The sequence below is a fragment of the Algoriphagus persicinus genome (genome assembly GCF_035156415.1).
Lineage (GTDB): Bacteria > Bacteroidota > Bacteroidia > Cytophagales > Cyclobacteriaceae > Algoriphagus > Algoriphagus persicinus.
Window position 1 is genome coordinate 26,485 of the sequence record NZ_JAYEEY010000010.1, and the last position, 24,700, is coordinate 51,184.

Annotated in this window: 24 protein-coding genes; 12 read left to right on the forward strand and 12 right to left on the reverse strand. The window is 40.8% G+C overall.

The genetic code is table 11. The annotated features are described in order from the left end of the window. Nucleotides 1-12: 12 nt before the first annotated feature. Together U3A58_RS09350 and U3A58_RS09355 are read right to left on the reverse strand one after the other, a co-directional pair. Nucleotides 13-612, reverse strand: a complete 600-nt coding sequence (locus U3A58_RS09350) for an NUDIX hydrolase (protein ID WP_323823155.1) — start codon at nucleotides 610-612, stop codon at nucleotides 13-15. Nucleotides 613-650: 38 nt separating this feature from the next. Further along, nucleotides 651-1,334 carry a hypothetical protein gene (locus U3A58_RS09355; protein WP_323823156.1) on the reverse strand — a complete coding sequence of 228 codons (684 nt, stop codon included), beginning with the start codon at nucleotides 1,332-1,334 and terminating at the stop codon, nucleotides 651-653. 316 nt (nucleotides 1,335-1,650) lie between these two features. On the opposite strand from U3A58_RS09355, the gene aceK reads away from it, so the two are divergent. The 4 genes from aceK to U3A58_RS09375 all read left to right on the forward strand — a co-directional run bounded on the left by aceK (nucleotide 1,651) and on the right by U3A58_RS09375 (nucleotide 7,255). Beyond that, entirely contained in the window at nucleotides 1,651-3,378 is a 1,728-nt protein-coding gene (gene aceK / locus U3A58_RS09360) for a bifunctional isocitrate dehydrogenase kinase/phosphatase (protein ID WP_323823157.1), read from the forward strand. 78 nt (nucleotides 3,379-3,456) lie between these two features. Next, nucleotides 3,457-4,587 (forward strand): alpha/beta hydrolase, encoded by a 1,131-nt coding sequence (locus U3A58_RS09365; protein WP_323823158.1) that lies wholly within the window; start codon nucleotides 3,457-3,459, stop codon nucleotides 4,585-4,587. Between the two features lie 20 nt (nucleotides 4,588-4,607). Continuing rightward, nucleotides 4,608-6,035, forward strand: coding sequence for a leucyl aminopeptidase family protein (locus tag U3A58_RS09370; protein ID WP_323823159.1), 1,428 nt, complete (start codon nucleotides 4,608-4,610; stop codon nucleotides 6,033-6,035). A 2-nt stretch (nucleotides 6,036-6,037) separates the two neighbouring features. Next, nucleotides 6,038-7,255, forward strand: a complete 1,218-nt coding sequence (locus tag U3A58_RS09375; RefSeq protein ID WP_323823160.1) for an ATP-grasp domain-containing protein — start codon at nucleotides 6,038-6,040, stop codon at nucleotides 7,253-7,255. Nucleotides 7,256-7,284: 29 nt separating this feature from the next. Here U3A58_RS09375 and U3A58_RS09380 read toward each other — a convergent pair whose 3' ends face one another. The 3 genes from U3A58_RS09380 to U3A58_RS09390 all read right to left on the reverse strand — a co-directional run bounded on the left by U3A58_RS09380 (nucleotide 7,285) and on the right by U3A58_RS09390 (nucleotide 9,917). Further along, nucleotides 7,285-8,052 carry a TIGR02757 family protein gene (locus tag U3A58_RS09380; RefSeq protein WP_323823161.1) on the reverse strand — a complete coding sequence of 256 codons (768 nt, stop codon included), beginning with the start codon at nucleotides 8,050-8,052 and terminating at the stop codon, nucleotides 7,285-7,287. Then, nucleotides 8,052-8,606, reverse strand: coding sequence for a hypothetical protein (locus U3A58_RS09385; RefSeq protein ID WP_323823162.1), 555 nt, complete (start codon nucleotides 8,604-8,606; stop codon nucleotides 8,052-8,054). The genes U3A58_RS09380 and U3A58_RS09385 overlap by 1 nt, the downstream gene beginning before the upstream one ends. Nucleotides 8,607-8,741: 135 nt before the next feature. Continuing rightward, nucleotides 8,742-9,917 carry a LysM peptidoglycan-binding domain-containing protein gene (locus tag U3A58_RS09390; protein WP_323823163.1) on the reverse strand — a complete coding sequence of 392 codons (1,176 nt, stop codon included), beginning with the start codon at nucleotides 9,915-9,917 and terminating at the stop codon, nucleotides 8,742-8,744. 251 nt (nucleotides 9,918-10,168) lie between these two features. On the opposite strand from U3A58_RS09390, the gene U3A58_RS09395 reads away from it, so the two are divergent. From U3A58_RS09395 to U3A58_RS09430, 8 genes are all read left to right on the forward strand, one after another. Continuing rightward, the gene (locus tag U3A58_RS09395) at nucleotides 10,169-11,524 is read left to right on the forward strand and encodes an NfeD family protein (RefSeq protein WP_323823164.1); all 1,356 of its coding nucleotides are present in this window, start codon (nucleotides 10,169-10,171) and stop codon (nucleotides 11,522-11,524) included. A gap of 22 nt (nucleotides 11,525-11,546) precedes the next feature. Next, nucleotides 11,547-11,921, forward strand: a complete 375-nt coding sequence (locus U3A58_RS09400; RefSeq protein ID WP_323823165.1) for a globin domain-containing protein — start codon at nucleotides 11,547-11,549, stop codon at nucleotides 11,919-11,921. Next, on the forward strand, nucleotides 11,914-12,645 hold the full coding sequence (locus U3A58_RS09405) for a lysophospholipid acyltransferase family protein (protein ID WP_323823166.1): 732 nt from the start codon (nucleotides 11,914-11,916) through the stop codon (nucleotides 12,643-12,645). The genes U3A58_RS09400 and U3A58_RS09405 overlap by 8 nt, the downstream gene beginning before the upstream one ends. Nucleotides 12,646-12,758: 113 nt before the next feature. Then, nucleotides 12,759-13,046, forward strand: a complete 288-nt coding sequence (gene gatC / locus U3A58_RS09410; protein ID WP_323823167.1) for an Asp-tRNA(Asn)/Glu-tRNA(Gln) amidotransferase subunit GatC — start codon at nucleotides 12,759-12,761, stop codon at nucleotides 13,044-13,046. Nucleotides 13,047-13,063: 17 nt separating this feature from the next. After that, entirely contained in the window at nucleotides 13,064-15,835 is a 2,772-nt protein-coding gene (locus U3A58_RS09415; RefSeq protein WP_323823168.1) for a hypothetical protein, read from the forward strand. A gap of 76 nt (nucleotides 15,836-15,911) precedes the next feature. Further along, entirely contained in the window at nucleotides 15,912-16,628 is a 717-nt protein-coding gene (locus U3A58_RS09420) for an ABC transporter ATP-binding protein (RefSeq protein WP_323823169.1), read from the forward strand. Between the two features lie 61 nt (nucleotides 16,629-16,689). Then, nucleotides 16,690-17,238, forward strand: coding sequence for a cob(I)yrinic acid a,c-diamide adenosyltransferase (locus tag U3A58_RS09425; RefSeq protein WP_323823170.1), 549 nt, complete (start codon nucleotides 16,690-16,692; stop codon nucleotides 17,236-17,238). 40 nt (nucleotides 17,239-17,278) lie between these two features. Next, nucleotides 17,279-18,346, forward strand: a complete 1,068-nt coding sequence (locus U3A58_RS09430) for a branched-chain amino acid aminotransferase (protein ID WP_323823171.1) — start codon at nucleotides 17,279-17,281, stop codon at nucleotides 18,344-18,346. 606 nt (nucleotides 18,347-18,952) lie between these two features. Here the strand turns inward: U3A58_RS09430 and U3A58_RS09435 are convergent. The 7 genes from U3A58_RS09435 to U3A58_RS09465 form a co-directional block, all read right to left on the reverse strand. Further along, complete coding sequence (locus U3A58_RS09435; RefSeq protein ID WP_323823172.1) at nucleotides 18,953-19,435, reverse strand: hemerythrin domain-containing protein; 483 nt, start codon at nucleotides 19,433-19,435, stop codon at nucleotides 18,953-18,955. After that, a complete protein-coding gene (gene ric / locus U3A58_RS09440) occupies nucleotides 19,428-20,156 on the reverse strand; it encodes an iron-sulfur cluster repair di-iron protein (protein ID WP_323823173.1) in 729 nt (242 codons plus the stop codon). Before ric ends, U3A58_RS09435 begins: the two co-directional genes overlap by 8 nt. Beyond that, nucleotides 20,153-20,596, reverse strand: coding sequence for a hypothetical protein (locus tag U3A58_RS09445; RefSeq protein WP_323823174.1), 444 nt, complete (start codon nucleotides 20,594-20,596; stop codon nucleotides 20,153-20,155). The genes ric and U3A58_RS09445 overlap by 4 nt, the downstream gene beginning before the upstream one ends. 13 nt (nucleotides 20,597-20,609) lie before the next feature. Continuing rightward, nucleotides 20,610-21,032 (reverse strand): cytochrome C, encoded by a 423-nt coding sequence (locus tag U3A58_RS09450; protein ID WP_323823175.1) that lies wholly within the window; start codon nucleotides 21,030-21,032, stop codon nucleotides 20,610-20,612. Between the two features lie 277 nt (nucleotides 21,033-21,309). Beyond that, nucleotides 21,310-22,320, reverse strand: coding sequence for a cbb3-type cytochrome c oxidase subunit II (locus tag U3A58_RS09455; protein WP_323823176.1), 1,011 nt, complete (start codon nucleotides 22,318-22,320; stop codon nucleotides 21,310-21,312). A gap of 3 nt (nucleotides 22,321-22,323) precedes the next feature. Continuing rightward, a complete protein-coding gene (locus U3A58_RS09460) occupies nucleotides 22,324-24,174 on the reverse strand; it encodes a cbb3-type cytochrome c oxidase subunit I (protein WP_323823177.1) in 1,851 nt (616 codons plus the stop codon). Further along, complete coding sequence (locus U3A58_RS09465; RefSeq protein WP_323823178.1) at nucleotides 24,171-24,605, reverse strand: RrF2 family transcriptional regulator; 435 nt, start codon at nucleotides 24,603-24,605, stop codon at nucleotides 24,171-24,173. Before U3A58_RS09465 ends, U3A58_RS09460 begins: the two co-directional genes overlap by 4 nt. Between the last annotated feature and the right edge of the window lie 95 nt (nucleotides 24,606-24,700).

Genomic DNA, 24,700 nt, shown 5'->3' on the forward strand with positions numbered 1-24,700 from the left:
AAGACCAGAACTCTAATTCTTTCCGTTTTCCAGAATCTGCAAAAACTCACTTAAAATCATCGCTGTCGCTCCCCAGACCATCTCTTGATCCACTTCAAAATAGGGCGTATCCAAGCGGAAATTATTACTGAATTCTAAAATTTTCTGCTTGCGAAAAGCTGGCTCATAAAGTGTGCTCACGGCAGTCTGGATGATTCTTGCCACTTCTTTTTCTTCTGGGACAAAATCCGGCACCACCTCAGAATATCCCAAAATAGGACTTACCAAAAAATTGCTGGTCGGGATAAACAAATCACTCATCCGGCCAATCAGTTTGACTTGCTCAGGAAGGATCCCGACTTCTTCCCATGCCTCGCGAAGAGCAGTCTCTATTTCATCCTCGTCTTCTACTTCCATTTTCCCTCCAGGAAAAGCAATCTGTCCACTGTGAACTCCCGGATAAACAGGCCTTTTGATAAGAGGGAAATACGCCTTGTTTTCATGAGGATAAATCAATATCAAAACAGATCCTTTGCGATGATCTTTTGGAAGTTTTGGGTTAAACCTCCGAATATCAACAGGGTTGGGTGACATGGAAAGCTGCGCTTCTTGGCCGGGCAGTGGACGTTTCATTCCATTTTCCAACAAACTTAAAACGCTTCTAAAATCCATTATCCTAAATCTATCTGTTTGATTTTCTTATTAATGTAGGATTGAGATTCATAGGTCGGAGCCACTCGTTCAAATCGAAATTGCTTCAACAAATGATGCTCCACATTGATCAGCCAGGCCATAGGCCTATATCCAGACTCCTCCTGAAAAAAGCCAAATACTAAAAACTCTTTTTCGTTCAGCCACATACCATCTTCAAACATCCCCGATGGCCCCATGAAAAGTAAGCGCTCTTTCATCCCATCTGCTTTATACCAAACTACCTCCGAATCTGGATTCAAAAATGGAGACTCGACTGCTTCCTGAGCTTCTACTTTATAACTGTATATATCTATAGTTCCATTCCCAGTCGGATGAGGAAACTGATAAGGGTAAAGAGGGTCTCCACTTAGGATGGGGTTTTTCTCTGGCATCTCCATGGGATCTATGGAATCAGTCATCACTAAGTCAAATTGTGAAGCATCGAACATCCCAAGATCGGTACTCCAATGGCTATACCAAGTTTTATTTTGAGCTAATGCCTCATCTATCAGCGCTCTATTTCGGTTTATTTCTTCTTCACTATCCGAAATGTTTTCAACACGCTCATTAGCTTGTTGAGCTTTAGGATCACAAGCTAAAAGAGACATTAAAGCAATGCCAACCGTAGTCAAATAATAAAACGTGAATTTTGAGCTCCTCATGGAAGATTGAATTGAGAAGGTTAAGCTAAGTCAGGACGACTAAAAAACAAAAAAGGTTGGGACATTGACCCAACCTTTTCCTGCTCTCAAACCTATTAAACCTATTGTAGATATTCGTTTTATAAATACCTGCGAAAATTAGAAAATGTTTTCATATCCTCCAAACAATCGATTGCGAAAGATTTTCAAAATTATATTTCCCCAAAGATATTCTTTTATAAACCCTTAAAAATCAATGAAATTATATCTTAGCTAAACTTTTAAATATTTTATATATTTTTTTGTTTTTGCTCAATGTCCGAATAGTTTACTCTCTATGATTACAATACTAGCACAGCAAGTCGCCACTAAAATCCATAATGGCTTCATTACTTACATGAAGCTCTTCAATACTTATACTCGATTGGCTCCAAAATATTTCAGCGAAAGAGCCTGGCAAGCCACCCATCTTAATAACAAACAGCGACTTCGCCTTTACAAGGATTTGCTCTTTCCTCTGGCTGCAGAATGCACAGAATTACTGGCTGACCAAGCAGCTGATTCCTCCAGCTGGATGAAAATAAAATATGAGTATCAAGGTCTGATTGCTGATAGACCTGATAAGGAATTAGCTGAAACATTTTTCAATTCAGTAATCAGAAAAAGTTTTCCGAAAATGACCATTGATGAGGAGTTGATGTTTGTCATGGAGGAATTTGATTCCTGTACCGTAAGAGAGTCAGTTGAACTCCTGAGAACATACCCTTCTTTCTTAGGATTGGAAAAAAACATCCGGCAAATCCTCGATGATTACGATTTCGGAGTGCCTTTTATGGACAAAGAGCAAGACATCAAATTTCTGATAGCGGAAGTCAGAAAAGTGATTTTAACAAGATACCGTGTTGGCACAGATTCTAAAACACAGATTCTAAAATCAGTTTTCTATAGGAACAAGGCTGCCTATCTCATAGGAAGGACATTTTTAGGGCATAAATGGATGCCTTTTATCATTCCTGTGCTGCATGGAGAAAAAGGAGTATTTGTAGATACCTTGATCTTTGATCCTAATCTTATGAGTAGCATGTTCAGCTTTACACGGTCATACTTTATGGTCGAAGCTGAAATACCCTCACAAGTAGTAGGCTTTCTCAACTCTGTCATTCCACACAAGAAACTTCACGAGCTCTATAATGCCATCGGGTTCAATAAACATGGCAAAACCTTATTCTATCGGGATTATCTACATCACATGGATGCCAGCGATGACCAATTCGTAGTGGCTGCCGGAATAAAGGGCATGGTAATGACTGTGTTCACTTTGCCGTCTTTAAATATAGTTTTCAAGTTGATTAAAGATCATTTTGAACCACCAAAAACCATGACCCGGCAAGAAGTGAAGGGTAAATACAAATTGGTATCCCTCCATGATCGTGTGGGCCGAATGGCAGACACCCATGAATTTGAATACTTCAAAATCCCTATTGGGCGAATCAGTGGCGAGTTGATGACAGAGCTGCGGAAGACAACTAATTCACTTTTGAAGGTCACTGATTCTTATTTAATTATCAACCACTTATACACCGAGAGAAGAATGGAACCTTTAAATCTATTCTTGGAGCATTGCAGTACGGAGGAGGGAATGCGTGCATCAGAAGACTATGGCAGAGCTATCCTGCAATTGGCTCAGGCAAATATTTTCCCAGGTGATATGATGACCAAAAACTTTGGACTCACACGGCAAAAGCGCGTAATTTTTTATGATTACGATGAGATCGAATTTTTGACAGATATGAATTTCGGAGAAAAGCCAAAGGCAGAAACTTATGAACAAATTTACGCTGCTGAGCCCTGGTATTCCATCGCAAAAAATGATGTCTTCCCAGAAGATTTTAAACGGTGGATGATTGGCAGAAAGGACATTAAAGATCATTTCCTAGACTATCACAAAGACCTTTTTGATCCATTGTATTGGCAGGAAGTACAGCAAAGAATCACTGCGGGGGAACTGATACACGCCTTCCCCTACCCTGACGAAATCCGCTTTCGCCCAGATGAAAAAATTTAAGATTTTAAGTTTATTTCATTGGTATGTCAGCAAAAGTTATTTTTGCAAGCTGGGTTCGGCCCAAAATCACCCCACTGAATGAATTCTGAATCACAAGAAAATACATCTATCACGGAAGTAGGTAATACAAAAACCTTAATTCTGAACACCCCGGATGACGATCAAAGACCGGTCTATATTGCGGGCAATTTCAATAACTGGATGACTCAAGATCGCCGTTTTCTTATGAAAAAAGTCGCAAAGGGAAAGTATGAATTTACTTTTCCCACTGGTGATAAGTTTGAAAAGGAGCTAATCTACAAGTTCACCAAAGGTGACTGGTCCGAGGTAGAAATTGATCGATTTGGAAACAGAACTCCAAACAGGCATTGGTATGACGGCAATGAGACCAAAGTAGAAAAAGTAGCCAAATGGCGTAAAAACTGGCTACCCTACCGGCCAAGTCAATTACCTGAAATACATTTGATTTCTGAGGAATTTGAAATTCCGCAACTCAATAAAACTAGAAGAGTGTGGGCGCTATTACCGCATGATTATAGCACTAGCGAGGAAGAATACCCTGTACTATACCTACATGACGCTCAAAATCTATTCAACGAAAACGCTGAATTCGGAAACTGGCAAATAGACAAGAAACTAGCCGTAATGTCGGACTATGGAATTGGCAAAATCATTATCGTTGCTGTAGAACATGGGGAATCAGAACGCCTTCAAGAATATAATGTTGGAAAAACAATTCTTGGTATAGGAAGCGGCAAGAAATACATTCGATTTATCACAGATACATTAAAACCTTTTGTCGATAAAACGTACAGAACCAAACCTGAACGTGAATTTACGGGAATAGGCGGAAGCTCGATGGGGGGATTAGTAAGCATTTTCTCTGGCCTGATTTATCCTGAAGTTTTTGGAAAGCTGATGGTCTTTTCACCCTCTCTTTGGGTGATCCCAAAAATCAAACTGGGATTTCTTGATATTTTTGAACCTCAGGATACCAGACTTTATCTGTATGCCGGTGGCGATGAAAGTGAAACGATGGTAAAACATGTCACTAAATTCCGTAAGCGCTTACTCAAAAGAGAGAACTTGAAGGGAAAAATGAAAGTACATCTGAGCATTAATGAAGAGGGGCAGCACAATGAGACGTATTGGAGCGATGAGTTCCCCAAAGCCATAGAATGGCTATTTTTCAGTACTAAAGAAGACTAAATCAGCAAAAGCGACACACTATGCAATTCCATATCCCTACCGAAATGAGTGAGAATTCAGGACTTCGGATCATTCCTTTGTTGGGTGAAAATTCAGAAGAAATTCTAATAGAAAAACTCAACGGATTTTCGGTCAACGCCTCCCTTTTCAAAGGAAAAAAAGACAGTTCCTACCAGTTGGACATCAATGGAAAACTGATTTTACTTATTGGATTGGGAGAAAACACGGACGTTTGCAGTATGGAAAAGTCATTCCGAAGGGTACTTTCCAAAAATAAAGAGCTGGTAGAAACTACTGTTACAATTGATTTCCCCGATAATTTCCCTGCAGAATTAATTGAAAGTGCCTTGATTGGCTTTCAGCTTGGAGCATACAATATTGGTTTTTTCAAACAAAAGAAAGAAGGACAACAGGACTTTGAAAACTTAGAAGTCAGTGTGATTTCCTCAATCATTGAGCTGCAACCAACACTTGATCGTGCTGCTAAGATTGCGTCAGCGAAAATTGAAGGATTCAAATTAGTTGATCTTCCCCCAAACGTAGTGACCCCAGAATACCTCGCAAACTGGGCAGCGGAGAAGGGAGCCAAACATGGCTTTTCGGTTAGGGTTTTTGGCGAAGAAAAAGCTAAATCAGAAGGATTGGATGCCTTTTTGGCTGTAGCCCGTGGCAGTGCAAAGGCACCAAAGTTCATCATCATGGAGTATAGAAGCCCAGATGCCAAATTCCACTTAGGTTTGGTAGGAAAAGGAGTCACATTCGATACCGGAGGTCTGAACATCAAAACTCAGGGCATGGTGTATATGAAATCCGACATGGGTGGAGCTGCGGCAGTACTAGCTGCCACCCAACTTATCGCTTCGCTAAAACTTCCGATTAATCTCACCGCAATCGTTCCTGCTGTAGAAAATTCAGTAGATAAGGATGCATACCTTCCATCGGAGGTCATTGGTTCACATGCCGGGTTGAGCATAGAAGTGATCGATACCGATGCTGAAGGTCGGCTGATCTTGGCTGATGGGTTGTCTTATCTAGTGAAAAATTATCAGGTAGATCAACTCATCGATCTGGCAACTTTGACAGGGAGCAGTGTGGGCACTTTCGGATATGAATGTGGTGCTCTTTTCTCCAATTCTGACGCTATTTCCGATGCCCTGAGCAAAGCTGGAATGCAATCCGGAGAGAAAGTATGGCCACTTCCGATGTGGGAATCCTATCGCTCTGAAATGGATTCTGAAATTGCAGATATCAAAAATTATCATGGCAAGCCAATAGCAGGAGCTATTACCGCTGCCAAATTTCTTGAAGCTTTTATTCATGAGCATCCTGCTTGGGCACATCTGGATATAGCGGGAGTGGCATTCGGAGATAGTGAATTTTCGAAAACCAAGTCAGGGACTGCTTTTGGAGTCCAATTATTACTTAAATTCATCGAAAATCAAGTGTAATTATGGACGATCAGGGCAAGACTTTTCTTTGTATTTCTAACTTTTTCAAGGGAAATGCTTTTTTGACTCAGCTGAAAAAGCAAGGCAATCGGGTGTTTCTAGTCACTTCTGAAAAGCTAAAAGACAAGCCTTGGGCATTTGAGTACATTGATGAAATTTTTTATATGCCTGGCCAGGATTTGGATTGGGATCTTGATCTATTGATAAAAGGCATCGGAGGATTGATGAAGAATCACAAAATAGAAAGTATCGTTGCCCTAGATGATTATGATGTAGAAAAAGCCACCTATCTACGTGAGAATCTTAGAATTCCAGGGATGGGCCAAACTACGGGACGATTTTTCCGCGATAAGCTCGCCATGCGTATAAAAGCGCATGACTCAGACATAAAAGTCCCGGCATTTGCACCGCTATTCAACGACGACGATATCAATCAGTTTGCTGACCATATCCCAGCTCCCTGGGTGCTAAAACCTCGATCTGAAGCCTCTGCACATGGAATCATCAAAGTTCATGACAAAGAATCTCTTTGGGAGAATATTCATGAACTGGGAGATAATCGACTGTATTATTTGGTGGAGCAATTCAAGCCAGGAGATGTCTATCATGCCGATGGATTGATGCTGGATGGGAAGAATCTTTTCTGCTCAGTATCGAGATACTTATCTACCCCTATGGAAATTTCCCAAGGTGGGGGGATCTTTCGTTCGGCAAATTTGAAGTATGGATCTGACGATGAAAAGGCGATCAAAAAAGCAAATACTGCGATTATGAAGGCATTTGGAATGAAGTCAGGAGCTACACATACAGAATTCATCAAGTGCCAAGAAAATGGAGAAATTTACTTCTTGGAAACTTCCTCCCGAGTAGGTGGAGCACATTTGGCAGAAATGGTAGAGGCTGCCACAGACATCAATCTCTGGGCAGAATGGGCCAAAATTGAAGATTCGCTAGCGAAAAACTATACCTATAAACTCCCACAGGTTGCCAAAAACTACGCTGGGATCTTGCTGACACTTTCTAAATACGAGCATCCTGATTTGAGTAGTTTTGATGATCCGGAAGTTTACTTTCGAGTTCCACTTGAATACCATGCTGGCTTGATCGTAAAGTCCAAAAATCAGGATCGAGTGATGCAACTATTAGATAATTATGCTGAGAGAATCGCTCGAGAATTTTCTACTGTGGCTGATGCGCCTGAACTTAAAAAGTTTCACTAATTCGGTTAGATAGTAACTCGACCAATCCGTCAAAACTTCTCCTCTACTCCCAGTCCAAAAAGGGCAAAGTCGTATTTGACAGGGTCAGCAGAGTCAAACTCTCGGAGTTTCTGGGTCAATTCCATCGCTGTCCTCCAGTCGGTTTGCTTTCTGCTGATTATACCCAGTTTCCTCCCCACCCTATCCACGTGAAGGTCACAAGGGCAGATCAACTGAGACGGTGATATTTTCTTCCATAGTCCAAAATCAACTCCCTTATCATCATCCCTTACCATCCACCTGAGGTACATATTGATACGCTTGCAAGCTGATTTGCGGCTTGGTGTAGCGATGTGCTTTCGAGTACGTGGCGGAGAATCAGGAATGGAAAAGAAGAATTCCTGAAACTTCATTAAAATAGATTCCATTGAATCTTTCTCGCCTGTTTGCCCGAGTAGAAAAGCTTCCTCCAGAGACTCATGCTTTTTAAAAAACCAACTCAAAAAGTGGATAAAATATAAGGTATCGATGTCATTGAAGGTTCTATGCTTGAAGTTCAAAAACGGTTTTAAATCATCTTCTTTGTGATTCAGCAAAAAGTCATGAGGAGCATTGTCCATCATCTGGAATAATTCCACACATTTATTAATGATTGTTTTGCGCTGTCCCCAAGCCAAAATAGCGGCGAAAAATCCTGAGATTTCAATATCCTCTTTCTTGGAAAATCGATGTGGAATGGAAATCGGATCAAGTGCGATAAAACTAGGCTGGTTGTATTGCTCGACTTTCTCGTCTAAAAAATCCTTGAGATTATGCATCAAAGAGCAACTTTAACTTCGCCTCCCTGAGTACCATCAAACCATTTGAAGCAAAGTTCATTCTCTATTTTTTCTGAAACATGCCAATCAAAACACTTGATGTTCGTAAGTGAGCGGAGTGAATCCTGGTCTGGATCATACAAGCAAATATCAAAATCCGGTAAATCCTTAGATTCTGTGCTATTCCATTTTTCCAGAATAAAGCCCTCTTCGAGTACGCGGACTTTTCTCCCAAAAACATAATCTGAAAGAACTGAAGGAACTCCGTCTTTCCTTCTAAACTTAAATCCAGAGGGTCCAAACACGATATGCTTGATCAATTTGGCCTCCAACAAATCCCCCGAATTTGGCAAGTCTTCCCACTCAGATTCTTTCAGCACTACTTTCTTCCCTTCAGGACGAAGTCTATTCAGAAATCTGGAAAGCAAGGAAAACACATACGTCACACCGATAAATAGCAAGCCAAAACTCGCCAGTATCGGATAGGAAATAATAAAGATCAGATTCCAAATAAATCGGAAAATGTGGTGAAATATGAGTTGGACTTTATTCATAGCTCGATTGCAAAAGTAGCAGTGGCTCAGTGGAAACCAAAATTCCCTTTAAAAACTTAAGGAGCAAACTATAGGTTCAAAACGAAAGAAGACCGCCATTTTTGACGGTCTTCCAATAGGTTTGATTTGCTGTGGCTAATACATCACTTCAACGGGGAACCTACCATTCACAGCTTTCAGCTGGTCAAATGCTGCCTGAGAAAGCTTGATCACCAATTTGGCATTGTCTCCTGTTTCAGGAAGTGTCCCTACTACTCTAGCAAAAATCGTCACGTCATTTTCCTCATTTTTCACCCGCATGATCGTGCCCACTGGAGCAGTTCTGTGAAGCACCAGGTATTTTTTATGACCGCCAGTGCCTTCGATAAGCTCAGCCTGACCAGTTTCCTTAATATTTTTAAAACCACCGGAAGTATTGGAATCTGCGGGCTCCACCATCATTTCATCCACACTGGACACGACTCTGGGCGTTCCTATTACAGGGACAGTAGATTCTTGCATGGCACCACGACCTACTTTCAACACCTGGCCTTGCTGCAAATTGTTTGAAGTCAATGCATTCCAGGTAATTATATCTTCTACACGAGTAGAATATTGACCAGCAATAGAAAATAGTGTCTCACCACTCTGAACAGTATGAGATCTCCATTCTCCAGGAACCATTGGCTTGCTCATTGGTTCAACTGCCTCAGGATTGGCAGGTCTGATCGCTTCAGGTCTGGGAGATGACTCTATTTTCTCCTTTACTTTTGGAGCTTCTTCAGCATTCTTCGCTGCTTTTTCATTTGCCTTGGTTTCTGATTTACTAGATACGGTACTTGTAGCCACGGCTACAACAGCTGGTGAAGGATCTTTGGCCACAGCGACCGGCACAGCAGGCTCTATAATCAAGGACTGACCAACACTCAGGTCATTGCCTTTCAAGCCATTGTCTTTCATTACGCTTTCCACAGTGACGCCATATTTTTTGGAAATGGAGAAAAGTGTTTCCCCCGGTACCACATTATGCAATACAGATCCAGCAGGAAGCTCAGCCATAGATACAAATGGAACTTTGATTGTCTGGCCAATTTTCAATCCTTCTTTTAAGACAGGGTTTGCATTGACAATATCACCGACGGCTGCCTTATATCGACGGGAAATACCAAATAGTGTCTCCTTTGGATCAACCTCATGTAGGATATAGGACTGCTCTCCTATGCGCTCCACTCCCACCGAATCGATAGAAGAAAGCTCGGAAGCCATTGATAATGAAGAGGAAAGCAATAAAATAAGAAGAAAGGACCAGAAAAACTGTGATCTATTATTCATAGGGATGTGCTGAGTTGGGAATAAACGAATTAGAAATACAAGAATAATTTCCAAAGTCACGTGGCGCAAGAATTATGCTAGAAAAGAAATGGACTGATCAAGATGATGTATTATGGACAAAGATCAAGGAATAGTCAGAGAATCGGAATTTAAGCGTTAAAAATACTTCCACAAATCACAGCTATCTAAAGAAAATAGTCAGTTTTTACGCGTATTTCGTATCTTTTATCCTTCGAACCTGCAGATCCAAAATGAAAATCTATTTCAGTTCATTACTCATCTTCCTTGTCCTTTCTTCCCAACTTGTTCTGAGCCAAAGCACTACTGGAAGTGACAAGAAAGTTTTCACCTTCAAAATCGATACGGATATAGATCCTGCTATGACTCGTCGGGTGAAGCTGGCGCTGGAGCAAGCCGAACTAGATGATGTGGATCTGATTGTTATTGACATGGACACGTATGGTGGAGCAGTAAATGATGCAGATGAAATCAGGACTATGATTCTCAATTCTACGATTCCTATATATGTATTCATTAACAAAGATGCAGCATCGGCTGGAGCGCTGATTTCCATTGCTACAGACAGTATTTATATGGCTCCCGGAGCAAGTATAGGTGCAGCTACAGTGGTCAATGGTGCAGATGGAGCTGCGGCACCTGACAAATACCAATCCTACATGCGCTCGATGATGAGAAGTACCGCCGAAGCAAAAGGACGTGATCCTAAAATCGCAGAAGCGATGGTAGATGAGAAAATCGAGATTGAAGGAATATCGGAAGCAGGCTCAGTGATCACATTTTCTGTGACTGAAGCGGAAAAGAATGGCTTTTGTGAAGGTCAGTACGATTCGATTCAAGCAATTCTAGCTGCACAAAACCTTGCTGATGCTCAAATAATTGAATACGAAACTGGCATCGCAGAACAGATAATCGCCTTCTTTTTAAATCCTGCGGTAAGTGGATTTTTGATCTTGATTATAATCGGAGGCTTATACTTTGAGTTGCAAACTCCTGGTGTGGGCTTCCCTATTCTAGCCTCTGCAGTAGCAGTGATTCTTTACTTTATTCCCTATTATTTGAATGGACTAGCTGAGAATTGGGAGATTTTGGTCTTCATTATTGGAGTTGTTTTATTAGCAGTAGAATTGTTTGTAATACCTGGTTTCGGAATATTTGGCGTACTCGGAATCATCGGGATTTTGGCAGGATTAGTACTTGGGATGATTCCCAATCAAAATTTCAACTTTGATTTTGTTCCAGCCACAGATCTATTTGCAGCCTTGCTCACAGTTATTTTAGCTGCCATCGCTTCGGTGGGGCTAGTCTTCTGGCTTACTCCCAAAGTCAATGAATGGGGAGCTTTCAAAACCATCACACTTGCCTCGACGCAGCAACGAAGTGAAGGCTATACCTCCTCATCCTATGCAGACACACTTAAAGGAAAGACAGGTGTAGTTCACTCTAGATTGAGACCAAGTGGGAAAATTGAAATAGATGGAGATATTTACGATGCATATTCCAGAGGGGATTTTATTGATCAAGGCGAAAAAATCATTGTCATTTCCACCGAAGGCACTTCCCTGAAAGTAAAAAAACATGAGGCTTGATAGAATTTGGTAAGTTTGCGCCATGAATACCTCTCAGACGATATACGACCTGATCGGCGAAGAACAAATCCGCATACTTACCAAGTATTTCTATCAAGAAGTCTTGAAAAATGAAGTCTTGAAAAAGCTCTATCCCGAAGATCTGGATCCTGCAGAAGAACGTCTTTTCTTATTTTTACTTCAAGTATTTGGAGGACCTGAGACTTACTCCGAGCGACGAGGTCATCCACGTCTGAGAATGAGGCACGCCAAATGGAAAATTGATGCTGCCATGCGTGATCATTGGATGAATGCAATGCTCCTCGCACTTGACCATCTTGACCTAGACCCAACTGTTCGCGAAACTATGATGAGTTACTTTGTTAATGCAGCTAATCACATGATCAACCATGAGTAACCTGCTTGCAAGACTGTATTCGATTTACGCCATACTAATCTTTGCACTTAGTTTCCTGATTATTTTCCCATTTATTCTGCTTTGTATCTGGATTCCTTGTTGGAAAAAATATGGCAGAAAGATCAATCGATACTGGGCACGAGGATATTTCCTGTGCATTTTCCTTCCTGTGAAGATTGAGAAAAGTGAAAAGATAGAAAAAGACCAAACTTACATTTATCTGGCAAATCACTTCAGTTACCTAGACATAGCCATGATGGGATTTATTCCAGGTGATGTAGTATTTGTAGGGAAAGCCTCCGTTCGCAAAGCCCCACTTTTCGGCTATTATTTCAAGAATCTTCATATCGCTGTAGATCGAGACAGACTAAGAAGTCGTGCTGAGACGATGAAACGCACTGATGAAGCACTTCATGCTGGTAGTAGTGTGATCATTTTCCCCGAAGGAGGAATCTTCACCAATAATCCTCCTGAAATGATTCCTTTTAAAAATGGAGCTTTTCGGCTGGCCAAGGAGAAACAAATCCCAATTATTCCTGTCACTTTATCCTATAATCACCTAATTTTACCCGACGACGGGAAACTACTAATTCACTGGAGAGCTGCTAAGATGATGCTCCACGAGCCGTTAATTCCTGAGAGGTATGATTCTGAAAGAGCTTTGAAAGAACAATGCTTCCAAGTAATTCAGTCTCAACTCAACCTAGATAATTCAAACACATAAAATCGAGCATGACTCAAGCGCCACACAGCCGGATGATTATAACCTGCGAGATTCAATCCCGTTTCCTTGGTCACGGGACAGGTTATGACCTATAAAAAACAAATTATAAACAAATGAAAATAGATACCAATTCAATCAAGAAAATCGCCCATTTGGCAAGATTGGAATTTGACGAAAGCAGTGCTGAAAAAATGTCGAAAGACATGAGCCAAATCCTCGACTGGGTGGAGCAATTGAACGAAGTGGACACTGAAGATGTAGCCCCACTAACCACCATGTCATCAGAAGTGAATGATATGAGAGAGGATAAAGTAGGGCATCAGTTGGCGCATGAATCTGGGCTAAAAAATGCACCCAAGAGAGACTCTGACTACTTCCGTGTACCCAAAGTAATGGAATAGCATCTTTGAAAAACACCTTGAAAATCTCCCAAGTATTTAAAATAATCACCCTCCTATTTATTGGTTCAGGTGGGCTTTTTGCGCTGTATTACTTGATTTTTGACCCACAGCCCTACATCAATATTCAGGCAGGCTCATTTCTGGATACAATAGCAATCCCATTTGACTGGGTACAGATCGGCCCCATTTCATTTCCGATCAAGGTCGATAATTACCTGGTTTTCCAGGAGTTTAAAGCGCTGGCTCCCGAGATTCATCTAAGTGAATCTTATTTTTATGCCGGACTTGTCTGGCTCGCAGCAGTATCAGTGCTCACTTTACTTTCTGAATTCAAAAAGGCATACTTCCTAGTTGGCGCTATTCTTTGGATTGTATTGCTCACTTTTAGCAATTTCAACGGTCTCAATATTGGAGGCCAAAGTGCCAATTATCCCCTGATCCTACTTCTAGCAGGGACACTAGTCCCTTTGATCTATTTTCACCTCTGGGGTCAGCACGTTCATTTGGCTATCAAATGGCTGGCAATTTTTAGCAGCACATGCTCTTCACTAGTCATCCTTTTCACACTAAGTCCAATAACCAGTCCCGCAATCTACATCGCAGAGCACAGCCTAACAATTGGCTTTGGTCTTGCACTGGCATGGATCTTTTGGAATGGACACGGAATACTTTCCGGGATCTACATTTTGCTCGCTAGAGCCAATCGCTATCTAAACCTGAACATAACTGTCCAAATAAGTATCATAGCATTACTGTACTTAGGCACGCTTTTCTTTCTTCTTCTGGACTTACAGGGAGAATTAAATTTCTCTTTTCCCGCCTTCTCACCTTTACTTCTCCTTTTGCCACTTGGCTTGTTTGGTTGGATTTCCATTGGAGAAAAAGTAACCCAAAGCGACCAGTTAATATCTACTCCTGGCATCATCAAAGCACTTCATTTAATTGGGTTTGGACTTGCGTTATGGCTCGTCTGGAAATTAAAATTATCAGGCAATCAACCTGCAGAAGAGCTTTTCAAACATCTGCTTGTTTATTCCCAACTTGGTTTTTCTTTATTTTTCTTTATCTACTTATTGGCAAATTTCATGTCTGTCATGAACTCTGGAAAAGCAGTTGAAAAAATTCTTTACAAACCATATTCACTTGTATATTACCATATTAGAATAGGTGGATTAATCGTAATTCTAGTTATCACTACCTATACCGGTGGAATAGTGGGCGTTCAGGCCAATGCCATGACCAGTAATATTCTTGCGGATTATTACTATCAGATAGACAAGAAACTTGAGGCGAGCATTTTATACGAAAATGCCTGGATGCGTTATCGCAAAAACCCAAAAGCCAAGTTTGCCACAGCTCAATTACTGCTAAATCTTAAGCAACCAACTCTTGCTAAACAAAATTTGGAGGAGAGCTTTACCGAAGCACCTCAAGTAGATAATATCTTGCTCCTGAGCGAGAGACTTCACGATGAAAACAAAGTTTTTGAAGCTATCTATTACCTAGAAAAGGGACTTTCTGTTTTTCCAAGCGAACCACACTTGCTCAATAATCTGAGTTTGCTCTATACCAAAGTCAACAAGTCAACTGAAGCGTTAGATTTGATGTCTAAGTCTGAAAGTGCTGATCCAATTTTGAATTCAAATCTCAGTGCTTTAAAAACCAAGCTTGGTCAGCCAGAGGTCAATCCAACTCATTCGTCAGATTTGATTTCACAACTCAATGAGCTGGCGGCATCAAATGCTTTAGCCAATATTCCATCTGAAGAACTCGTACAATCCATAAAAGATAAATTGCAGGCAGAGACCTCTCCCATGCATATTAATGCTGGATGGAGGAATTTAATGTCGGAGATCAATAGAAATGACCCGAGTACAGACTTGGAATTGCTAGATAGCTTGGGGCAGAAACCTGAAATGACAGACTATCTAATGGATCTTCAGGAAACTGCAGTGATTAGAAGTCTGGCGGCCGGCAGAGTAACTGAGGCAGTGAAAAACCTAAATGGTTTAGCATTTAGAAACCCAACTGATGCCGCCTACTATTTGCAACTTTCCGGAAGTATTTTAGCTCAAAATCTGGATTTCCGAAAAGCTGCCAATGAATTTATCGCCGCAGAGGAAAAAGGGTTTCAAGGATTCACCACCCATCACTGGAGCATTTTCGGGCTTGCGGGAATGCCTGAAAAAGCAGTAGAAATTCGTGAAAAATATCAAATTCAACTTCCTGCTTATCTGTCTGATACAGATAGTGCCATTCCAGAATACTTCAAAATCATCAGCAGATTTCACCAATCCATCCCTCAAAATCTACTGTCTCAATGGCGTGCACTTCCTGAAAGTGAATTAAAAACGGACATAGCAATTCGCTTGATTGCTTACAAGTCTCATGGCTTGGAAAAACAAAATTTAATCGAATTAGAAAAGTTTATATCTACCAAAATAGGTTTACAAGCTGAACTTAAAGCCTTTGTGAACAATCCGGATTTGAAGAATAAGAGCTCGGTAAATTCATTTATTTCCTGGATCCATGCCAGTCAGGATCCAAGTGCCAATCCATATCTTAGTCCTTTGATTATAAGTGAATTAGTGACAAAAACAGATCCATTGGATCAATATGAAATCTTGAATTCTGCTACCGAATTCAATCAAGACCCAATCCTATGGATCAAGAAAATAAAGGCTGCGAGAGAGAGTGGACTCGATACCTACGCGAATGAATCCTTAGAACTTTTAAAACAATGGATAAGTCCAGAAGACCTTGTACAAATCCAAAACGAGAACTATTGATTCCTATTAACGTTTTTTGTGTAAGTAGAAATTTATTTTTCACCCCCAAAATAGTAACTTTAACAAACCCCCAGCCATGACGAAAATTATAGAAACCCACGAAATCAACAAAACATACAGAATGGGCTCTGAAATAATTCAAGCGCTCAAATCAGTCTCCATTTCTGTTGACAAAGGAGAATATGTGGCTTTCATGGGGCCTTCCGGTTCGGGAAAATCAACGTTGATGAATATCATCGGCTGTTTGGATACACCTACTTCAGGAACCTATGTCTTGAATAACAAAGATGTCTCGGACATGACCGAAAATGAATTGGCAGAAATTAGAAATAAGGAAATCGGATTCGTATTTCAAACATTCAATCTGCTGCCCAGAGCAAGCTGCTTAGAAAACGTAGCCCTTCCCCTGGTATATGCTGGAATGAGCAAATCTGATCGGGAAGAAATTGCCTTTCAGTCACTTGATAATGTGGGACTTGGAGATAGAACTAGGCACCGCCCCAATGAGCTTTCGGGAGGTCAGCGTCAGCGTGTAGCTATTGCAAGGGCTTTGGTAAACACACCGAGTATCATTCTAGCTGATGAGCCCACCGGTAACTTGGATTCCAAAACATCCTACGGTATCATGGAACTTTTCCATGAATTGCATTCTAAAGGCAATACAATCATCATGGTGACACACGAAGACGAAATTGCTCATTACGCCCATAGAGTTGTTAGATTGCGTGATGGATTGGTCGAATCAGACACGATAAATCCGAATCCTACACGAGGCATGGCAATGCATGTCTAATCACACCTTATAATTTCAAATAGATTCTTATTTTTGTCCCGAGAGAATCAAGGACAAAAAGATGAAAATCTATACGAAAACAGGCGATCAAGGAACTACCTCATTATTAGGCGGGGGGCGTGTTCCCAAATCTAACTTGCGAATAGATGCTTATGGCACTGTGGATGAACTCAACTCATACATTGGCCTACTTCGAGATCAAGCCGTAAATGAAAGTAGAACTGATTTATTAAAGGAAATTCAGGATAGATTATTTACACTCGGTGCAGACCTAGCTTCGGCTCCCGGTAAAGACAGGGTGAAAAAGCCGGATTTGCATCATGAGGATATAGAGATACTAGAGCAGAAAATAGATCAAATGCAAGCATTGCTCCCTCCTCTCACATCTTTTATACTGCCAGGAGGTCATCAATCCGTTTCATTTTGCCATCTTGCACGTACAGTCTGTCGTCGTGCTGAGCGGATAGCAGTTGAACTAGCTTCTTTAGAACTTGTTTCTGAATTAGTCATTCAATATTTAAATCGCCTCTCAGACTTTCTTTTTGTACTTGGCCGAATGATGGCTCATGAACTTAAAGTAGATGAAGTAACCTGGAATCCCAGAAAATAATAATTAGCTACCTGGCTCAGCCAGCTTAAAGGCAAAACCAATGAAGACACAACTTGCCCTACCGATAACTAAAGTGGAGAACTCTAGATTACCGGACACAGATTTTTCCAACCTAGTTTTTGGACGTACAATCAGCGACCACATGTTTGTGGCAGATTTCAAAAATGGTGAATGGACTGATCTAAGAATTGAGCCATATGCACCACTTAGCCTAAATCCAGCCAACGCGACACTTCACTATGGCCAATCAATTTTTGAAGGATTGAAAGCCTATAAAAATGATAATGGAAAGGTCATTGTCTTTCGCGCAGATGCAAATTGGAGAAGGTTGAATAAATCAGCAGAAAGGATGTGTATGCCCTATCTTCCAGAAGAGATTTTCATGGAAGGTATGACTCAATTACTCGACTTGGACAGAGACTGGGTGCCTACTGCTAAAGGAGCATCTCTTTATGTGCGACCTTACATGTTTGCTACAGACGATTACATAGGCGTAAAACCTTCAGAGACATACAAATTTATCATATTCACTTGTCCGGTAGGAAGCTATTACAACAAACCGGTAAGTGTAAAAGTAGAAACCACTTTTACCCGCGCAACTGAAGGGGGAACAGGTGCGGCAAAAACTGCTGGTAATTATGCCGCTTCGCTATACCCTGCCTTGAAAGCACAAAAAGAAGGCTATGATCAGCTCCTATGGACTGATGGAAAGTCCCACAGCAAAATAGAAGAAAGCGGTACTATGAATGTCATGTTCAAAATAAATGGTACGCTTATTACAGCTCCTACTGATACAGGAACAATCCTGAAAGGTATCACCAGAGACTCTGTCATTCAATTGGCTAAGGACTGGAATGAACCTCTGGTAGAAAGATTCCTTACTGTATTAGAACTGGAAACAGCCCTGAATGAAGGGACGCTGGAAGAAGCTTTTGGTACCGGAACCGCTGCCACTATCGCTCAAGTACAGCGAATCAACGTCAATGGTAAAGACTACATGCTACCTCAGAAATCCACTGAGGCATTCTCCTATAGAGTTCTCGCCGAATTGGATGGAATAAAGTATGGTGAAATAGCTGATCCGCATGAATGGATCATTTCAATTTAAAAAACCTTCATTTATTTAGGTGAAAAAGGCTGTCCATTGCGAATGGGCAGCCTTTTTTATGCTGTATTAGCGGGTGCATGGACACTAAGTATTTTAAGTTTTTTCAGTCCACCCGGCAACATTCATTCGATTACCATGCCTTCATGAAAACCAATTAGAGCAACCCCAAAAGGAGATAGAATTGATAGTCTCTTCTCAGCGATATTGCCAAACTTGGGCAAAGTCAATTGGAATTTTAACCCGGCCTATGCATTAGGATTCGTAGCGAGGGTTTAAACTATAAGAAAATCAGTCACTTTGGAGATCGAGTCGTAGCGCCGCTACGGTGAGAGCGAAAAGTAAAGCATAGCGACTGATTTTGAGGTGGTTTGAAGCCGTAGTGGATTTTCTAATGCATAATGCGGGTTAAAAAGTTGAACTTTTCACCAGAACTGAATTCACATCCCCATTTCATGTGATTATAAGTGTTGTTCAAAGGCCATAACCTGTCCCGTGACGAAGGAAACGGGATGGAATCTCGCAAGTCTTATAATCATCCCAGTGTGTGACGCTTTAGTCATGCTCGATTTCATATCCACAAAGATCAAAATCAGTAAACTGGAGGTTTTACTCCGTGTCCACTTTCTTCCAGTTCCAATAGTCATCTTCCCATTCCAATTCCTCCTCCTCGGCTTCAATATGCTGTTTTACAGCTACCAATTGATCAGGATCAGCCACTTCTTGGATTTGGTTGAAAAGAATACGCTCTTCAAATCGAATGTGTTTTTCTAGAGCTACCTGAAGATAATTCAGAAATTCATAGTCCATTTCCTCTTGAGCAAACAGCTTTTTCAATTCGGCATGTTCGGCAAGTGCCTGCCGGATCAGTTCATTTTCCGCGCCCAAAATGGGAAATACAACTCCTTCTTCTTCTGCAAAATGCGAAACTAAATGTGTATTCCAGAACCAAATCGCATGAGCTTGCATTCTGCTTACCTCAATGCCGCGCTTCACTCCAGATCTGATCTTCCAGCAGAATAATAAGCCGTGATGATGATCACGGCTCAAAGGCTGAAGTGCTAAATGTCTCTTTATTGGTTGATTAGGCATATACCAGGGATTTTTCTAATTCAATCGCTTTAGGGAATAAAATATTATTCTCCAGGTGGATATGCAAATGCAAATCCTGCTCAAATTCCTTCAGCAAGGAAAAGGTAACCATATAAGTAGTACATGCACCCTTCGGTGGAGTATAATCACCTGTCAATTCAGCAATTTTTCTAAATCGCTCCCCTTCTACAGCATGATCATCCATCATCATGGCTACTGGATTGGCTACAGAGCCAAGGTGGCCGGGAGTCAGTTCGCCTTTTCCTTCAGAAGCATATACTAACTTTTTGACAAAAGGAAACAAGACGAACTCCTCTTTTTTCATATGCGCAGTGAGTTCTCCGGCTGACTCTAGGAATAGCTCCTCGACTTCAAATAATTCTGGGTGTAGCTCTCCGTGAACCTTGACGATTTTAGCAAGCATTGGTTTGATCTCAGTAATTCGGGACTCTACGTATCGATGGTGCTTTTTCTCAATATAATCAGCCAGTAAATCAAGCGGCCAAGAATTAAAATCCGTGGAAGCTATGTCATTTACCTTGTCCGTTTGGCTTAATTCATCCAATAAGGCATCGATTTTCACATTTTTTTTGTCACAAGCTTGCTGAATTGTTCTATCGCCTTGGCAGCAAAAATCAATTTTGTTTTTCTGAAATACAGTAGCATAGCGATAATCCTGAGCCACTAATTCACCGATAATAGATTGTTCTGTAAGAATCATGATTTTAAAGTTTTGAAGTGAGAAATTCCAAATAGTGTAAGTGTTATTATTTTTATGACTTCCATAGCTACGTAGTAGATGTGGAGATTAGAAGGTGGTAAATCATGTACATGTATAATCATTTCTGCCAAGGCATCCAGCGCAGGTAAAGTCCAGAAAGTCTGAATAATCAATAGCAGTATGGGAATGGCAAAAGCAAAGCTTTTGGGGCTAAACCATCTTTCTTTTACAAAGATTCTGCTCACCAAGATCGCTATCGCAAACACCCACTCTACCTTATTGAGTGCATCAAAAACAAGTCTGCCTATTCCTAATCCTAGCGGCAAAGTAATTCCTGGAGCTCTGAACTTCATCCAGGCCTCCATGAAACTGATCGCACATACAAATCCTATCCAAAGGAAAGTACATATAAGTGATATGGGGTTTCTGACAACGATCATATCTTATGAAGTTCTAGACAAATGATTTGTAAAAATCCGGTCTGAGATACATGATAAGATAGAAGAGTGCAAATCCGACAAAGGATAATACCAGAGCCCATATCCAAGCAGGTATTCCTTTGGGGTTTTCAGAGCCTGTCACTATGAACAAATCACTTCTTTCACTACCATAGGCATTGACAGTGATAGATATTTGTTCATTGACTACTTCATTTGGGTTTAATCCAATGACTGAGATAGAAGGCCCATTCCGAACCTCAAAAGGTATGTGTTTAATACCTTCCTTTCCATTTGAGGAAACTGCCACAATTTTTAATTCATGTTTTCCGTCAGGTATTTTAGTAGAATCGAAGACAAACTTCACTGGCGGTGAAAACTCCGCAAATGGTATTGGATCCTCGTCTAGGAAAATTCTAATGCTTCTCTTGTCTTCCATGATTTATAAATGATCTAGGATGCTATTTTTAATATGATCAGGTCGGTTTTCTTGAGGCTTGATCAGAAATTTTAAACTTAAGACTAATGTTATAGTCACAATGATTGCAGCACCCCACACTATCATATAGTCAAGATTTCCCCCCGGACCTGATCCATGTGTGATATCTGCAAACCCTTTAGGCTGCTTACTTTTACACACTTCACATGCTATAGAAGCTCCTGTAGATAGCACTACAAACAGGATTGAAAGATATATTCTATTTATTTTCATGATCCTAATTGCTTGATTGTTTTACGATTTCTCTGATTTTTTTCACTTCATCAGAAGTTACATTTTTAGCAGTATTCCCCCAGCTACTTCGTTCATGGCTAATAATTGCTGCAATATCTTCATCCGAAAGTTGATCTGCGAAAGGAGGCATAGCCCCAAATTCTGGTCTTGCATCATATCCTTGCAATACGATTCTTATGAGAGTTTCCGGATCGTCGTCGTTGACAATCTCCGATCCAGCAATAGGCGGGAATGCCCCAGGTAGTCCTTGCCCATTTGCTTGATGACATGCAGCGCAAGTCTGAGCATAAAGCATTAATCCATCTGGAAGCACCGCTTCTCCATCTGAAGAAGAACTAATTATACCTTTTTTCTTAGACGATGGTATGAAAGCTGCGGCATCCATTCCAGGTATTTTAGGCTGCTTTAAGGATTGGAGATAAGCTACCAATTGCATTACTTTTTTCGTAGCCACGATTTTATTGTCAGGATGGCTCAAATATTCCGCAGGTACTGATACGAGTAAATCGGTTTCTTTTACTTGATCTGGAGCCTTCTCCTCAAACATCCATGGATAAGCAGGCATGATAGATTCGTTCACGACTATCCGTGGATTGTATAGGTGCATTAGGTGCCAATCTTTTCCAGGTTGTCTTTGCCCAACATTGGTCAAGTCCGGGCCAGTTCGTTCGCTTCCCAATACAGAAGGTGACTGTTGCCAAACATTCATTCGCTGCTTACTGTAGTAGTAATCTGAAGGAATAGATGGTCTATCTCCCCAGATTTGATCCATTTCAATATTTCTTACTTGCTGGGTATGGCATGCCAAGCAATTTTCTCCAACATAAATCTTTAAACCTTCCAATTCGTCTGCGGTAGGCTTAGGCATAGATGGAAGTGGTTCAGTTTTCTGTAGCTGAAAAGCTGGCATCACTGCCACCAACATACTCAGGCCTAGAAAAACTAGAAAGGCTGTCAGTACTAGACTATTTAAATTTTTATGGAAATTAAACATGACTTATACGTTATCAAGTGTGGATTTAACAGGAATTACCACAGGTTTAGGTGATCCCTTTCTTTGCTTTACCATTTCATAGAAATTATAAGCAAAGACCAAATGGGAAATGAACATTAGCGTACCCCCTATCGCACGCCATACCCAAAAAGGCTGCATCAATACCACTGATTCTATAAAACTTTCTCCAGCTATCCAGCTCAGACCACGAAGGGTGCCTCCAGCCATCAATGAAATCATGTAAGCAAACAATCCCACGAAGGCTAGCCAAAAATGAACTCCCACTAGAAGCTGTTTGGGTTCATATCCGGTGATTTTCGGTAGTAAAGCATAGATACAAGCCCACAGCAAAAATGTAATAATGCCATACATCGTCATGTGTGAGTGAGCCACATTAAAGTCTGTGAAGTGCCATACGAAATTAGTAAAACGGAATGCTTGCAAACTTCCTTGAGTAGATCCTACAAAATAGAATACCACGCCGACCAAGAAGAAAGGCAACACATAACTCTTAGAGATCTCATTCCAGCTTCCCCGCATGGTCATCAGAAAATTCGTAGTACCTGCCACCACAGGAATGAACATTCCAGCACTGAAAACTATCGCCACCGTCTGCAACCACCATGGAAGTGGGCTAAACACAAAGTGGTGAGTACCGATCATGGTATAAAACAGCATCTGAGTCCAAAATGCTAAAACACCAAGAGAATAAGAATAGATTGGTTTATTCAGTGAGGACGGCAGATAATAATAGACTAAGCCGAGTGTAAAAGTCATAAACCACATTCCAACACCTTGATGCATGTAATAGCCTTGCACTACGGTCTCTCCCAATCCATTTTGATACCATGGTAAGTATCCAATTACCGCTAAGACGATAGTCCAGATAAGGGCACCTAGAATATACCAGTTGGAAATGTAGATTTCTTCAATTTTTCTAAGTTGAATAGTCTTAAAGAAATTATAGAATGTCAGAATCAACCCAATGGCAAATAGGGCCATTACTGGCCAGATGTATTCCCGGTACTCTCCTCCTCCATTGTTGATCCCCAAAACCAAACAAATATTGCCTATCAATAAAGTCAGGTTGATCAGTGTCCAAGTGATCCAGGCAATTGTATAATTATAAATTTTGGTATTGGAGGTTTTTGCTATTACAAAATACCCTAAGCCTATCATTGCCAAAGATGCCCATCCCCAAAACACAGTGTTGGTATGAACAGGTCTTAATCTACCAAATGAAAGAAAAGACACATGGTCTAGATCAGGCCACATAAATTTCATCCCCAAATATTGACCAACAGTAGTCCCGAAAACCAACCAAAAAATAGCTGCGCCCAAGTACCATACTACCAATTTTTTTAACGCAACAGGGATTTGTAAAATAGTTCGAGAACGCTTCTTCTCATCTACCAGCGGATTTTCCGGATCATGGGTGTAAGTCGAAACTATTCCTTTACGGTCAACTGCACCTCCGCCTTTGTATAGCTCATTTCCTGTCAGCTTATATACATTAGCCGCTTTTCGTTCTTCAAGAACTTCATCTATCCCTTCATCCTCAAGCGTATAAAGCTCTTCTCTCAGCTTTCTAGCAGAAATTCTTTCATTTTTCTGCTGAAAAAAATCCATGATTGAAGATGCTCGCTTTACTATGATCAAAATTGCAATCATCAACACTAGTGCAATCAATATTAGAGAACCTATTATTCCCGGGCTGGCAAGCCAATTTTCTATACTTGGGTTGGGTGTTGGCTGTGCCAAAAGTGGCACATGAGCCAGACAAACAAGAAAAATAGATAAGGAAACTCTTTTTTCAGACCTTTTTATCGTAAATAGAATTAAATTTTTTTTCATCTCATTAAAATAGATTTTCCAGATTTTAGACCTTCCGCTAGTTCCAAAATGGAAGTGGAATTCAGCATATCCTTTAGATCAGCTCTGACTTTTACAAATTTGGAATGCATCGGGCAGGGCTGTTCTGCATCACATTCTTTCAGCCCTAGACCACAGCCGTTAAATACAGAATCACCATCTATCGCTATGACGATGTCACTCATCTTGATCTGATCCATGCGATACCGATCTATGTAAAATCCTCCATACGGGCCTGTGACAGATTGAACTATATTTTCCTTAACTAATGCTCCTACGATTTTGGCAGTGAAAGCCACAGGCGAATCTATATGTGCCACCACCTCACCTATTTTTACCCGTCTTTCGAGTATAGACTGAGAGGCGATATAGATGATGGCTTTGATTCCGTATTCACAGGCTTTTGAAAACATCTCTAAGTATTAATATTCCAAATGTAGAAGGTTTTTTTCAATTAAGACAATTTTATCGTAAATAAAGTCTCTACAGAAACAAAAGGGTTTGAGAT

Coding starts and splice junctions, on each gene's coding strand:
- U3A58_RS09380 (WP_323823161.1), bottom strand. CDS start 8,052: ATGCATAATCTCAAGGATTTTTTAGACGAGAAAGTCGAGCAATACAAC.
- U3A58_RS09460 (WP_323823177.1), bottom strand. CDS start 24,174: ATGAAAAAAAATTTAATTCTATTTACGATAAAAAGGTCTGAAAAAAGA.
- ric (WP_323823173.1), bottom strand. CDS start 20,156: ATGATTCTTACAGAACAATCTATTATCGGTGAATTAGTGGCTCAGGAT.
- U3A58_RS09350 (WP_323823155.1), bottom strand. CDS start 612: ATGAAACGTCCACTGCCCGGCCAAGAAGCGCAGCTTTCCATGTCACCC.
- U3A58_RS09445 (WP_323823174.1), bottom strand. CDS start 20,596: ATGATCGTTGTCAGAAACCCCATATCACTTATATGTACTTTCCTTTGG.
- U3A58_RS09420 (WP_323823169.1), top strand. CDS start 15,912: ATGACGAAAATTATAGAAACCCACGAAATCAACAAAACATACAGAATG.
- U3A58_RS09355 (WP_323823156.1), bottom strand. CDS start 1,334: ATGAGGAGCTCAAAATTCACGTTTTATTATTTGACTACGGTTGGCATT.
- U3A58_RS09455 (WP_323823176.1), bottom strand. CDS start 22,320: ATGTTTAATTTCCATAAAAATTTAAATAGTCTAGTACTGACAGCCTTT.
- U3A58_RS09395 (WP_323823164.1), top strand. CDS start 10,169: ATGAAAATCTATTTCAGTTCATTACTCATCTTCCTTGTCCTTTCTTCC.
- U3A58_RS09435 (WP_323823172.1), bottom strand. CDS start 19,435: ATGCCTAATCAACCAATAAAGAGACATTTAGCACTTCAGCCTTTGAGC.
- U3A58_RS09400 (WP_323823165.1), top strand. CDS start 11,547: ATGAATACCTCTCAGACGATATACGACCTGATCGGCGAAGAACAAATC.
- gatC (WP_323823167.1), top strand. CDS start 12,759: ATGAAAATAGATACCAATTCAATCAAGAAAATCGCCCATTTGGCAAGA.
- U3A58_RS09465 (WP_323823178.1), bottom strand. CDS start 24,605: ATGTTTTCAAAAGCCTGTGAATACGGAATCAAAGCCATCATCTATATC.
- U3A58_RS09425 (WP_323823170.1), top strand. CDS start 16,690: ATGAAAATCTATACGAAAACAGGCGATCAAGGAACTACCTCATTATTA.
- U3A58_RS09430 (WP_323823171.1), top strand. CDS start 17,279: ATGAAGACACAACTTGCCCTACCGATAACTAAAGTGGAGAACTCTAGA.
- U3A58_RS09375 (WP_323823160.1), top strand. CDS start 6,038: ATGGACGATCAGGGCAAGACTTTTCTTTGTATTTCTAACTTTTTCAAG.
- U3A58_RS09405 (WP_323823166.1), top strand. CDS start 11,914: ATGAGTAACCTGCTTGCAAGACTGTATTCGATTTACGCCATACTAATC.
- U3A58_RS09365 (WP_323823158.1), top strand. CDS start 3,457: ATGAATTCTGAATCACAAGAAAATACATCTATCACGGAAGTAGGTAAT.
- U3A58_RS09390 (WP_323823163.1), bottom strand. CDS start 9,917: ATGAATAATAGATCACAGTTTTTCTGGTCCTTTCTTCTTATTTTATTG.
- U3A58_RS09370 (WP_323823159.1), top strand. CDS start 4,608: ATGCAATTCCATATCCCTACCGAAATGAGTGAGAATTCAGGACTTCGG.
- U3A58_RS09450 (WP_323823175.1), bottom strand. CDS start 21,032: ATGGAAGACAAGAGAAGCATTAGAATTTTCCTAGACGAGGATCCAATA.
- U3A58_RS09385 (WP_323823162.1), bottom strand. CDS start 8,606: ATGAATAAAGTCCAACTCATATTTCACCACATTTTCCGATTTATTTGG.
- aceK (WP_323823157.1), top strand. CDS start 1,651: ATGATTACAATACTAGCACAGCAAGTCGCCACTAAAATCCATAATGGC.